The following is a 12,822-nucleotide window of genomic DNA, read 5'->3' on the forward strand; positions in this document are numbered from 1 at the left end:
CCTACCGTAGGTCGGATTGAACGAAGTGACAATCCGACAGCCAGAGCAGATTTCAAGCTTTCAAGATTCGATCAAGGGAAGAACGTTATGGCCATCAAGAAAATGACCGACCTTAAGCTCGCCGGCAAGCGAGTGCTGATCCGTGAAGACCTGAACGTGCCGGTCAAGGACGGCAAAGTCTCCAGCGACGCCCGCATCCGCGCGTCACTGCCCACCATCAAGGCCGCCAAAGACGCCGGCGCCAAAGTCATGCTGATGTCCCACCTGGGCCGCCCGGAAGAAGGCGTGTACGACGAAGCTTCATCCATGAAGCCTGTTGCCGATCACCTGACCAAAGTACTGGGTCAGGAAGTTCGCCTGATCAAGGACTATCTGGACGGCGTTGAAGTGGCCGATGGCGAAGTCGTCCTGTTCGAAAACGTCCGCTTCAACAAGGGCGAAAAGAAAGACAACGAAGACCTCGCCAAGAAATACGCGGCCCTGTGCGACGTCTACGTGATGGACGCCTTCGGCACCGCCCACCGCGCCCAGGCCTCCACCCACGGCGTTGCCAAATTCGCCCCCGAAGCCTGCGCCGGCCCCCTGCTGGCGGCGGAACTGGAAGCCCTGGGCAAAGCCCTGGATAACCCGGCCAAACCGGTGGTTGCCATTGTGGGCGGCTCCAAGGTCTCTACCAAACTGGACGTGCTCAACGCCCTTGAGAAAGTCTGCGACTCCATCATCGTGGGCGGCGGCATCGCCAACACCTTCCTGGCCGCGGCCGGTCACCCGGTCGGTAAATCCCTGTGTGAGCACGATCTGATCGACACCGCCAAAGACATCGCCAGCCGCGTTGAAATCCCGCTGCCGGTCGACGTGGTTGTTGCCAGCGAATTCGCCGAGACCGCCACCGCCACCGTCAAGAACATCTCCGACGTCACCGACGACGACATGATCCTCGACGTCGGCCCGGAAACCGCTGGCGAATTCGCCCAGTTGCTGAAAAACGCCAAAACCATCCTGTGGAATGGCCCGGTTGGCGTCTTCGAATTCGACCAGTTCGGCAACGGCACCAAAGCCCTGGCCGAAGCCATCGCCGAAAGTGACGCCTTCTCCCTCGCCGGCGGTGGTGACACCGTCGCCGCCGTTGACAAGTACGGCGTTGCTGACAAAATCTCGTATATCTCCACCGGTGGTGGCGCTTTCCTGGAATTCGTAGAAGGCAAGACACTCCCGGCAGTAGCGGTATTGGAAGAACGCGGCGAGTAAACAAACAGAAGCGGTTCTGATCGGGCCCTACAACAAGACCAGAATCGCAAGGCAGGTGGAGGATCGCTTCCCGGGACTGTCTGCAGCATGGATGCTGCAGTCAAGCCTACATGGATGTATTCACAGCGTGTCCCGGGAAGCGATCCTCCACCTGCCGCAGCAGACTCCCAAGCAAGAAACGAACAGAATTCAAACATCCAAAGTCCAAATGAAGGAGACGACCCATGGCCCTGATTTCGATGCGGCAAATGCTGGATCACGCCGCCGAGCATGGTTACGGTGTGCCAGCCTTTAACGTCAACAACCTGGAACAGATGCGCGCCATCATGGAAGCCGCCGACAAAACCGATTCCCCGGTGATTGTCCAAGCCTCCGCCGGTGCTCGTAAGTACGCTGGCGCCCCCTTCCTGCGCCACCTGATCCTGGCGGCCATCGAAGAATTCCCGCATATCCCGGTGGTCATGCACCAGGACCATGGCACCAGCCCCTCCGTGTGCCAGCGCTCCATCCAGCTGGGCTTCAGCTCCGTTATGATGGACGGTTCCCTCGGTGAAGATGGCAAAACCCCCACCGACTACGAATACAACGTTGACGTTACCCGTCGCACCGTTGAAATGGCCCACGCCTGTGGTGTTTCCGTAGAAGGCGAGCTGGGCTGCCTGGGCTCCCTCGAAACCGGTCAGGCCGGTGAAGAAGACGGCATCGGTGCCGAAGGCACCCTGGACCACAGCCAGATGCTGACCGACCCGGAAGAAGCCGCCGACTTCGTCAAGAAAACCCACGTTGATGCCCTGGCCATCGCCATCGGCACCAGCCATGGCGCTTACAAGTTCACCCGTCCGCCCACAGGTGACATCCTGGCCATCGACCAGATCAAAGCCATCCACGCCCGCATCCCGGACACTCACCTGGTCATGCACGGCTCCAGCTCCGTACCCCAGGAGTGGCTGAAGATCATCAACGAATACGGTGGTGAGATTCCGGAAACCTACGGTGTACCTGTTGAAGAAATCGTGGAAGGCATCAAGCACGGCGTGCGCAAGGTCAACATCGATACCGACCTGCGCCTGGCCAGCACCGGTGCTGTCCGTCGCTTCCTGGCTGAGAACCCGGCCGAGTTCGACCCGCGCAAATTCCTCAAGGAAACCATGAAGGCCATGACCGACGTGTGCATCGCACGCTACGAAGCCTTCGGTTGTGCCGGCAACGCCAGCAAGATCAAGCCGGTTAACCTCGAGCGCATGTTCGAGCGTTACGCCTCTGGCGAGCTGGACCCCAAGGTCAAGTAAGCTTAAGAGACCGGAACCGAATCGGCCTCCGCATTGCGGGGGCCTTTTTGTTTGTGGCGCCAGGCCGCCAGGAAAATAAGCAGACCGATGGTTGCCGTCGTGGCCCCGACATAGCCTGTCGAAGACCAGCCGAAACCAGCGGTGATAGCCATGCCCGCCAGCCAGGGCCCAAGGGCGTTGGCAACATTGAAGGCAGCATGGTGAGAGGCGGCTGCCAGGTTCTGGGCGCCGTGCGCCACATCCATCAGATGGGTCTGCAGCGCCGGGCCCAGGGCGCCCATCATGGCGATCAGGAAACAGGCAACCAGCAGTATCGGAAGTGTGCCGGTGGTGGAGGGGAATACCACCAGGATGCAGGCGCTCAACAACAGGATGACGCCGACCGCCCGGAACCCCAGGCGATCGAACAACCAGCCGCCCAGCAGGTTGCCGGTGAAGCCGCCGAGCCCGAACACGGCCAATGCCAGGGGAATCCAGTACTCTTCAACCTGTGTGACTTCCAGCAGTGTCGGTGCCAGGTAGCTGAACACGGCAAACATACCTGAGAAACCAATGGCGCCGATGGCCAGGGCGAACCAGATGCCGGCCCGGTTGAACGCGCGAATCTCGCTGAATGCTCCCTTCCGTTGTTCCTGCGGATCAGTTGGCAACACCGAAATCACCATGGTCAGCGTGAGCACGGAAATGAGCCCCACAAACATGTACACGTAACGCCAGTCCAGAGACTGCCCCATCCAGGCCGCCATGGGGTTGCCCAGCAGCAGCGCCAGGGTCAGCCCCATCATGACGCGGCTGACCGCTTTTGCCCGTTGATGGACTGGCACCAGGGACGCTGCTACAAGGCAGGCAACGCCGAAATACGCCCCGTGAGGGAGGCCGGCGACAAATCGGGCAATCATGACCCCGGTGTAGTCTTCTGCCAGGGCGCTTGCCAGATTCCCTGCCGCATAAAAGGCCATCAGCCAGATCAGCAGCTGGCGCCGGAAAAAGCGGGCTCCGATCACGGCCAGCAGCGGCGCGCCCACGACAACCCCCAACGCATAGGCGCTGATCAGATGTCCCACCTGTGGCTCCGTGACGCCGAGATCCTGCGACACATTTGGCATCAGACCCATGATGGCGAATTCACCGGTACCGATGGCAAATCCACCCAGTGCCAATGCGAATTCGATCAGGAAAATCCGGAGTCGTGTGGCTGGTTCGCTACTCAAAAAGCTCTCCCTGGCGCTGGTTTAAAGAGTAAAACCGGTAATTCTCACCTCTACCGGAACGAGATGCCATACGAATTATCACAGTGGGGTGGGTCACAAGCTCTCACGTGTTTGATCTACCGCAACTGCGCAGCACCGGGTGCTTGTAATTTCGCTGCCAGCGTCAACTATAGGTAACAGAGATCAATTGTTGATCACCATGATGATCAGTAACGAGGAGTGCCATGGACTTCAAAGACTATTACGCCGTACTCGGTGTGAGTGAGTCTGCCTCCGCCGAGGAGATTAAAAAGGCCTACCGGAAGCTGGCGCGGAAGTACCATCCGGATGTCAGCAAGGAGGAAGATGCGGACACCAAGTTCAAGGATGTTGGTGAAGCTTACGAAGTACTGAAAGATCCCGAGAAACGGGCGGAATACGACCAGCTGCGCAAATACGGCGCCCGGGCGGATGGCTCCTTCGAGCCACCACCGGGCTGGCAGAGTGCATCCGGCTTCGGTGGCGGTGGTTACACCGAGGCCGACGCCCGCCAGTTCAGCGACTTCTTTGAGGAAATCTTTGGTGGTGGCCGTCGCGGCGGCTTTTCCGGTGGCTTCGGTGGTGGCGGTTTCCGCCAGAATATGAGAATGCGTGGTGAGGACGTGCACGCCAGGATTGCGCTGTTCCTGGAAGAGGCGTTTCATGGCTGTGAAAAACAGGTGTCTTTCGCGGTCCATGAGACTGATGAGCATGGCCGGGTGATTCCCCGGCAAAAGACCCTGAAAGTGAAGATTCCCGCCGGTATGCGCGAGGGCCAGAACATCCGCCTCAAGGGCCAGGGCTCGCCGGGTATTGGCGGCGGAGAGCCGGGTGATCTGTTCATCGAAGTCGAGTTTGCGCCGCATCCCCATTTTTCCGTGGAGGGCCGCGATGTCATGGTGACTGTGCCGATAGCGCCGTGGGAAGCGGCTCTGGGGGCAACGGTGACGGTGCCGACTGTTGGCTCGAAGGTGAATGTGCAAGTGCCCAAAGGTTCCACCAGTGGCCGTAAGCTTCGGCTCAAAGGCAAGGGCTTTCCGGGCAAACATCCGGGCGATCAGATTGTTATCCTGCAGATCGCCATGCCCGAGAAACACAGCGCTGAAGCGGAGAAGCTCTATGAGCAACTTGCGGAGGCCGAGAAGAACTTCAATCCACGCAGCAAGCTTCACGTGTGAGCGGGAGTAAGGTATGAGCAAGCAAGATCATATTCTGACGGTCGAGGTGCTCGATCAGGATGGCAGCACCTTCACCCTGCGTGAAATCTGCGAGCGCGGCGAGTGCCATGCAGAGTTTGTCATCAAGCTGGTGGACTACGGCATCATTGCCCCGGTTGGGGAGTCACCGGAAGCACGGCAATGGGAGTTCGATGTCGTCGCCCTGAGCCGGTTGCGCAAGGCCCAGAGGCTGCAGCGGGACCTGAAAATGAATCTGCCCGGTCTGGCCATGTCACTGGAGTTGCTCGACGAGGTGGAGGAGATGCGTCGGGAAGTGGGCCGTCTCAATCATCGCATTCGGCAATTGATGGGGGAGTAAACGCTCCCCCGCTTACTTCTTTTCTTCCAGCGCCTGAATCTCGGCGTAGATTTTTTCCGCCTCTTCCATAAGCGTACCGTGAGTTCTCAAATCGCCGTTGCGCTGGGCATCCAGTGCTTTGGCGAGTTTGGCCTCGTATTCCTTCTGCAGTTTTTTCTTCGGATCGCCTTTCAAAAATCCCAGCATGGTGATGACCCTGTTTTGGCTGACTGTTCAGAGCTTTACGCTCTCTGCCCCATAAAGTTCACAAAATTTTCATGATCAAAAACTGGACAGCTCGAAAATGTGGGATTAAATTCCCAAATAAATGTTTGGGAAAATAATCCCAATTATGGTTTGGGTGGTTCTCGGTGACTGCCCGCGGACGCAATAACAAGCCTGGAGAAGAACGATGAATCGCAAACCTTTAGCAATCGCAGTGAAGTTGGCCATGACAGGGGCTCTGGCCGGTGCCCTCGCCGCTTGTGGTGGCGGTGGCTCGGGAGACACCTCTACCAGTGGCACCTCATCGGGCACCAGTGTCGGGGCGGTTTCCGGCTTCGGCAGTGTTTACGTTAACGGTACTCGCTTTGAAACCAGTGGGAGCGTTAGCAGCGACGACGGTCTCGAACGTGAGGATCAGCTTGAAAAGGGGATGATCCTTAAAGTTGAGGGCGACTGGGATGACCGTGGCGAAGGCCGGGCCGACAGGGTCAGTTATGACGATACCCTGCGCGGCCCGATTTCCGGAATGAGCTGGGACGAGGTGACTCGCACCGGAAGCCTGACGATGCTGGGCCAGACTGTCTCATTGGACGGCAAAACGGTCTTCCGCGGCGCCACCCCGACGGCTCTCGCCGACAATCCCCAGGGATATCGGGTAAGGGTCAGCGCCTGGCGCCTGGAGGATGGCAGCTTCCGGGCCAGCTTTGTTGGCGCTCGTGCCATCGGCCTCGATTTCGAGGATGACAACGAAGTGGAAATTGAAGGCGTTGTCGCGAACCTGGATACAAGCGCCGAAACTTTCACCATCAACGGTTTCCTGATCGATTACACCAGTGCTGTCGGCGATGACGACTTCTCCCTGGATGATCTGGCAGATGGAATCGTGGTGGAAGTGGAAGGCTACCTGGACGGCAATACCATCATGGCCGAGGAAATCGACGATGAGGATGACCTCTTCGACGATGATGACGACGTCGAAATCTCCGGAAGCATTTACGACTATGACCCTGCCAGCCGTCAGTTCTCGATAAATGGGGTACGAGTTCAGATTAACGGTGGCACCGAGTTCGACGATCTCCGAGAGAGCAGCCTCGCCGATGGCCTGTTTTTGAAAGTGGAAGGGGATTTCCGCGAAGGCGTCCTGGTGGCTGAAGAAATCGAAGGCCGGGAATCCGATGCTGAACTGGATGGCCGCATCGAGTCCATTGATCTGGCCGATGAATCCATGCTCGTCAGTGGCGTTCGGGTTCAACTCACCAGCAATACCCTGATCGATGACGACGATGATGATGACGATGACCGTCGCAGTCGAGTTCAGGACGTCCAGAGCCTGCAGGTGGGTGACTATCTCGAAATTGAAGGCCGCCAGCGCAGCAGTGAGGGCGGATTCCTCGAAGCCCTCAGCATCGAGCGTGAGGATGACGACGATGATGACGATTTTGAACTCGAAGCACGGGTGACTGCGATCGGCGCCGAGTCGATCACCATCATGAATCTTGAGGTGCTCCGGAACGGCTACAGCTTTTCAGGCGCCCAGGTTGGTGATGAAGTGGAAATCGAGTACCGCCAGACCAGCGGTGGTCAGTATGAACTGACCGACAATGTTGAAGTCGACGACGACAGTGACGACGACAGTGATGATGATTGACCAGTGAGCCGAGGGTGCGGGCCAGGCAGTTGTCGGCCCGACTCCTGGCTTTCGAAGTCGCTATGGGAATACAATCCCAAACATGAAAAAGACCAACCCCCTGCATCAAGCGCTGTTCCGCATTCTGCGCCCTCTGGCGAGGTTGCTCTTGCGGAACGGCATCCCCTTCGGTGAGTTCTCGGAGCTGGTGAAACGTGCCTACGTGGAAGCCGCCCTTGAGGACTTTGCCGACGGTCGCCGAAAGCCCACGGATTCGCGGGCTGCGGTTATGACCGGGCTGACCCGTAAGGAAGTAAAACGCCAACGGGAAATCCTGGCAGGGGAAGATGCCGGGAGCCGCGATGTCATTCATGCCAACCGGGCGTCCCGGGTGGTTTCAGGTTGGGTCCACGATGCTGGTTTCCAGACCGAAGACGGAGAGCCAGCCATGCTGTCTTTCGACGGATCGGGCAGTTTCAGTGAACTGGTCAAGCGCTACAGCGGTGATATGCCGCCCCGCGCCGTGCTGGATGAACTGCTTCGGGTCGGCGTGGTGTCGATAGACGGCGAATCGGGCCGGCTGATCCTGCAGCAAAGGGCCTATGTACCGGCTGGAGACAGTGAGGAAATGTTGCAGATTTTTGGCGAGGATGTGTCCGACCTCATCGCGACCATTGATCATAACCTGGTCAGTGATGAGTCCGGAAAGCCGCCGCTGTTCCAGAGAACCCTGACCTACAACAACATTCCTCCGGAAGTGATGGAGCGCTGGCGCAAGCATGCCGCTGCCCAGTCCCAGGCACTGCTGGAACAGCTGGACAAATGGCTTGGTCCCCATGATCGCGATATCTCGGGGCAAAAATCTGGCAGTGAATCCGGGGATCCGGTCCGCACCGGCGTCAGCATCTTCTTCTTTGAAGAGCCCGCCGGGAAATTGCCGAAAGGAGACTAGTGGCATCTCCAGCAGGTGTTCTGATGATGCTTTGAAATCAAGGCCGGCCAGGAACGCCGGACAGGGAGAGAAAAGTTATGAAACGGCAACTCCGCAATCGTGTTTTCAAGCTGGCCGCCGGCACAGTGGCCTTCGGGGTGATTTCCGCCTGTGGTGGCGCGGGCGGGGGAGGCCTGGATGTTGCCGATGGCGGTATAAGGGGCACCGGGTCCAGTGTCGGGCCGGTTTCCGGATTCGGGAGTGTGTTTGTTAATGGTGTGCGGTTTGACACAAGAGATCTCAATGGAGCTGTAGAAAGCAATGATGGCATTGAGCTCGAAACCCAGCTTAGTGAAGGCATGATTCTACGCGTTGATGGTGAATGGAGTGATGACGGCGAGGGAGTCGCTGAGAGTCTTGAATACGACGACACATTCCGGGGTACGGTGTCGGATGTGACGTTGAGCCAAAACAATGAACAGGTAACCTTCACAATATATGGGCAAGAACTGTTCGCCACTACCCAAACTGTGTTCCGAGGCACCACATTGGCAAATCTGACTAACGATGATTTTGTTCGAGTAAGTGCCTACCGGGGGCCGGATGGGCGTTATCGTGCGAGCTTTGTTGGAACCGCTACTCGCAACGAAAGCGATATTGAGCTTGAGGTTGATCTGTCGAACGCGGATTTTGATGCAGGCACCAATCAAATTCTGAGCAATGGTTTTAACATTACCTATGCCGACAATGTCTTTGCGGATGGCCTGACAGAGGCTGACCTTGAAGCGGGTGGATTCTTCGAGATCGAAGGAAAGTTGTTAGCACCAGATGAGATTAATGCCACCAGTATCGACAGGGACGATTTCCGCCGTTATCAGCGAGGAGAAGGAGACGATATTGAGCTCACTGGAACAGTCCAGACTGGCTATGTGGCAGACGCTGGTAGTGCACGCCCAGGAGAGCTAATTCTGGGCGGACTTACGATCAGAATTGTCAACAATACTGAACTCGAAGATGGCCTCACGCTCGACGATCTGCAGCCAGGCCTCCTGATCCAGGTTGAGGGGAAATTCACCGGTGATGATGTGGTGGAAGCGGAGGAGATTGAGTTACGGGAGCCCGATTCCAAGGTGAAGGGTCCGATTGATGTGAATTCGGTTGACCCTTCAAGCCGTCGCTTCGAAGTTGGCGGCGTTAGGGTACAGGTCACACCTCTGACGATTCTGATCCGCGATGACGATGGCGAAATCGATTTTGCCGAACTAACCGCCTTTGGAACTGAGGTTGAAGTCGAGGGCATTGAGAGGGGAGCTCCAGACAGCATTTATGTTGAGGCTCTCAAAGTCGAGGTCGAGAGCGAGGAAGACGACGCCAGCAGTTTCGAGTTGGAAGGCCGGTTGCGGTTTATCTCTTTGAATCCTTCGGCGAATGGGCTGTCCATCCTCGGAATAACCATTAGTGATCTTGGTGCAGATTACGATGGAGACAACGAGAGCACGGCCAGACAGGAAATCGTTGACGCATTTGCGAGACCAGAGCCGGTGTTCCTCGAAGTTGAATACTCCAACACCTCTTCTGGCTTTGTTGCAGATGAAGTTGAACTCGAGAGCGAAGATGACGATTAACTACAAAACCCGTACATAAAAGCGCGCTATTCAGGCCCGGGTTTTGCTATACATACGGACAAGCCAGGCAGGGACGCTGTTGCCGACTGTGCAGGATGCATGAAGTACACATGCTAGCGGAGTCCGTATGTCACTCAGTTTTATCAGGCGGCTGATCTCAAGCCGCCTTCTGCGGCCGGTATTTATAGTTCTGGTCGTTGCCGGTCTTGTCCAGGTTCTGGTCAGCCAGTGGTTGATTTCCAGTCAGGTGGAGCGCCTGGTCGACACCGCAGGGTCAGCCCTTGAGGCGAGCAGTAAGCAGGTCAGCGCCTCGTTTGGGGATACCCGCGAGGATGTTCGGACCCGCCTGGAGACCATGCGGCAGAAGACCACCGAAGAACTCTCCGCCGAACTCACCCGCCAGCAAACTGCTCAACAGGAACGCGTTGCAGGCAACGTTCGAACCGCTGTTATGGCTGAAGCCCAGGGCCTGGCCGATGTGCTGGCTGCGGTCGCCGCTCCGCTGATCTGGGATCGGGATGTCCCGCGCCTGACTGATCTGGTGGAGCTGGCCGACGCTCGTGAATCGGTTTTGTTCGCCGTGTATTACGACCAGTACGGTGAGCGACTGACCCGCTACGTGGATCGCACCGATGATCGGGTACGCACCTTAATGGAGCAGGGGGAAGGTCGTGGTGCGGCAAATCGGGTCCTCGATGCGGCAAGCCGTGACCCCAACGTCGTCATCATTACCGCTGATATTGCTCCCCAGGGGTCGGCCATTGGTCAGCTTAAGCTGGGTTTGTCCCTGGAAGGCATCAACCGGGATCTGGCCGCCCTGGAAGAAGAATTCAGTGCCACGATTACCGGCAGCATAGACGCTCTTCGCGACACCCTGGAGGCGGAAACCGAACAGGTGAACCAGCGCCTTCAGCAGCAGCTGGCGGGCATGGACTCCGATACCCGCTCCAGAATCCAGAGCACTGTGGAAGCGCTGAATGCCGAAGCCTCAAGCCTTTCGGCCAACCTCAGCATGCTCGCAATCGGCTCTGTGGTGATTCTTATCCTGCTCGTTGCATTGGTCCTGGGTGGCGGATTGCTGCCACGGGTCTTCCGTTTGAGCTCGGCGATCTGGGGAATTGCCGATGGTGAGGCAGATCTTACCCGCCGCGTATCCATGAAAGGCAAGGATGAGCTCACCGAAATGGCCCAGGGTGTAAACCGGTTCATTGCCCGTATCCAGGAGCTGGTTTCCGACGTCAAGGAGTCGGCCGAATCGGCCGCTGGCCAGGCCCAGGCTCAGGGGGATATCAGTCGCAGTGCGGTCTCCGCCGTGAATCGTCAGGAGCAGGAGGTGGCCGAGGTGTCCGGCACCATGGATGCCATGTCCCGGAGTATTTCCGAGGTGGCTGAAAACATTCAGGATATCGCCGGCTCGGTCAGCAACGTCAGTGCCGAGAGCGAGGCCACCGCTGGCATTTCCCGGGAGGTGCGGAACCGGCTGGATCAGGTGGTTCGTAACGTTGAGCAGGCCGTGGAAGCGGTCAATCAGCTGGACCACCAGAGCAAGGAAATCGGATCGGTGCTGTCAGTGATCGGTGCCATCGCGGAGCAAACCAACTTGCTGGCTCTGAACGCCGCTATTGAGGCCGCGCGCGCCGGTGAATCCGGCCGGGGCTTTGCCGTGGTGGCCGATGAGGTCCGCACCCTGGCGAGCCGCACCCAGGAATCCACAACCGAGATCCAGTCCATCATCGAGCGCCTTCAGCAGGGCAGCCGGCAGGCGGTGAGCGCCATTGGCGAGGTGTCGGGGCAGGTTGCGGAGTCTTCGTCAGAGTTCCGTCGGGCGGATGAGCATTTTGATCGCATCAACCAGTTGCTCAGCAGCCTCCAGGATCGGGCCATGGCCATTTCATCTGTTGCGGAAGAACAGGGCCGGCACGCCAGTGAAGTCAGTGTGAGCGTGAGCGATATTGCCGGCTCTTCCCGTCAGACGGTCGAAGCCATCGAGCGCTCCGACGAGGCCAGCGGCCAGATTGCCCGGACACTGACCTCGCTGAAGGACAAAGCCTCGCAGTTCCAGGTTTAGGTGCCTGAAGAAAGCAGGCGTTCCCGGGCGCTTCTGTATTCGTCGGCCAGGCGGCTCACCAGGTCCGGGACGGTGAGCACATCGTGGATCTGGCTGACACCCTGGCCGGCAGACCAGACGGTTTTCCAGGCCTTGGCTTCATCATCAATGGGCTTCAGCTTTTCCCCGTAGTTGATCTCGCCGGCCTGGTTCAGCTTGTCCATGGGGAAGCCAGCCGCCTCCAGACTCTGGCGCATGAAGCTGGCGGGTACACCGGATACTGCCGGTGTATGAATGATGTCGCCAGATACCGCCTCGATGATCATGTTCCGGTAGGCCTCGTCGGCCTGAGATTCGAAGGTGTTGATAAAGCGGGTGCCCAGATAGGCCAGGTCCGCCCCCAGGGCCTGGGCCGCCAGCAGGTCCTCACCATGTGATAGCCCCCCAGCCAGCAGAATCGTGCCATCAAAGACTTCCCGGATTTCATGCACCAGCACGAACGGGTTGATGGTGCCCGCATGGCCACCGGCACCCGCTGCCACGGCGATGATGCCGTCGACGCCCGCTTCTGCAGCCTTGCGGGCATGCTTCTGGTTGGTCACGTCGTGGAACACCGCGCCACCATAGCTGTGGACCGCCTCCACCACCTGGCTGGCGGCACCCAGGGAGGTAATGATGATGGGCACCTTATGTTTTACGCATAGCTCAAGGTCCGCCTGCCAACGGGGGTTGGTCCGGTGCACGATCAGGTTTACGGCATAGGGGGCAGTTGTTACATCCGGATTCGTGCTTCGAAAAGCATCCAGCTCCTCATTCATCTGGATGAGCCAGTCTTCAAAGCCTTCGCTGGAGCGTTGGTTCAATGCCGGAAAACTGCCAACAATGCCCTGCTTGCAGCAGGCAAGCGCCAGTTCCGGGCCAGAGATCAGAAACATGGGGGCGGCCACCAGGGGCAGTGAGAGCGAGTCTTTCAGGGACGCGGGCAACGGCATGAGGATTCCTTAATTTTTGTTGGAACTTTTGTAGGATATAAAGGATCTTAGCGTGCCTCGCCCGATCTGAAAACGGTCGCGAGCTAATTAATTC

11 protein-coding genes are annotated in these 12,822 nt (G+C 58.1%); 8 read left to right on the forward strand and 3 right to left on the reverse strand.

The window, feature by feature from the left end; all coding sequences use genetic code 11:
* The first annotated feature begins 87 nt into the window (after positions 1–87).
* Both WA411_RS09370 and fba read left to right on the forward strand, forming a co-directional pair.
* On the forward strand, positions 88–1,248 hold the full coding sequence (locus WA411_RS09370) for a phosphoglycerate kinase (RefSeq protein ID WP_291906473.1): 1,161 nt from the start codon (positions 88–90) through the stop codon (positions 1,246–1,248).
* Between the two features lie 224 nt (positions 1,249–1,472).
* Positions 1,473–2,537: a class II fructose-bisphosphate aldolase gene (gene fba / locus WA411_RS09375; protein WP_008175283.1), complete on the forward strand. Its 1,065-nt coding sequence runs from the start codon at positions 1,473–1,475 to the stop codon at positions 2,535–2,537.
* A gap of 2 nt (positions 2,538–2,539) precedes the next feature.
* On the opposite strand, the gene WA411_RS09380 is transcribed toward fba, so the two are convergent.
* Complete coding sequence (locus WA411_RS09380; RefSeq protein WP_291906470.1) at positions 2,540–3,748, reverse strand: MFS transporter; 1,209 nt, start codon at positions 3,746–3,748, stop codon at positions 2,540–2,542.
* Between the two features lie 224 nt (positions 3,749–3,972).
* Here WA411_RS09380 and WA411_RS09385 point away from each other — a divergent pair, with 224 nt between their 5' ends.
* Both WA411_RS09385 and WA411_RS09390 read left to right on the forward strand, forming a co-directional pair.
* Entirely contained in the window at positions 3,973–4,944 is a 972-nt protein-coding gene (locus tag WA411_RS09385) for a DnaJ C-terminal domain-containing protein (protein ID WP_291906468.1), read from the forward strand.
* 13 nt (positions 4,945–4,957) lie between these two features.
* Entirely contained in the window at positions 4,958–5,302 is a 345-nt protein-coding gene (locus WA411_RS09390) for a chaperone modulator CbpM (RefSeq protein ID WP_291906466.1), read from the forward strand.
* Positions 5,303–5,314: 12 nt separating this feature from the next.
* Here WA411_RS09390 and WA411_RS09395 read toward each other — a convergent pair whose 3' ends face one another.
* A complete protein-coding gene (locus WA411_RS09395) occupies positions 5,315–5,488 on the reverse strand; it encodes a DUF6435 family protein (protein ID WP_104321698.1) in 174 nt (57 codons plus the stop codon).
* 205 nt (positions 5,489–5,693) lie between these two features.
* Between WA411_RS09395 and WA411_RS09400 the strand changes: the two genes are divergently transcribed.
* The 4 genes from WA411_RS09400 to WA411_RS09415 all read left to right on the forward strand — a co-directional run bounded on the left by WA411_RS09400 (position 5,694) and on the right by WA411_RS09415 (position 11,757).
* Positions 5,694–7,154, forward strand: a complete 1,461-nt coding sequence (locus tag WA411_RS09400) for a DUF5666 domain-containing protein (RefSeq protein WP_291906463.1) — start codon at positions 5,694–5,696, stop codon at positions 7,152–7,154.
* Positions 7,155–7,236: 82 nt separating this feature from the next.
* Positions 7,237–8,085: a DUF6502 family protein gene (locus WA411_RS09405; RefSeq protein WP_291906461.1), complete on the forward strand. Its 849-nt coding sequence runs from the start codon at positions 7,237–7,239 to the stop codon at positions 8,083–8,085.
* A gap of 77 nt (positions 8,086–8,162) precedes the next feature.
* Positions 8,163–9,689, forward strand: a complete 1,527-nt coding sequence (locus WA411_RS09410) for a DUF5666 domain-containing protein (protein ID WP_291906459.1) — start codon at positions 8,163–8,165, stop codon at positions 9,687–9,689.
* A 127-nt stretch (positions 9,690–9,816) separates the two neighbouring features.
* The gene (locus WA411_RS09415; protein ID WP_291906457.1) at positions 9,817–11,757 is read left to right on the forward strand and encodes a methyl-accepting chemotaxis protein; all 1,941 of its coding nucleotides are present in this window, start codon (positions 9,817–9,819) and stop codon (positions 11,755–11,757) included.
* Here the strand turns inward: WA411_RS09415 and WA411_RS09420 are convergent.
* Positions 11,754–12,728 carry an NAD(P)H-dependent flavin oxidoreductase gene (locus tag WA411_RS09420; protein ID WP_291906455.1) on the reverse strand — a complete coding sequence of 325 codons (975 nt, stop codon included), beginning with the start codon at positions 12,726–12,728 and terminating at the stop codon, positions 11,754–11,756. The two genes, WA411_RS09415 and WA411_RS09420, sit on opposite strands and share 4 nt — an antisense overlap.
* Between the last annotated feature and the right edge of the window lie 94 nt (positions 12,729–12,822).

It is taken from the genome of Marinobacter sp. CH_CUG1437-1 (genome assembly GCF_037029655.1).
Lineage (GTDB): Bacteria > Pseudomonadota > Gammaproteobacteria > Pseudomonadales > Oleiphilaceae > Marinobacter > Marinobacter salsuginis.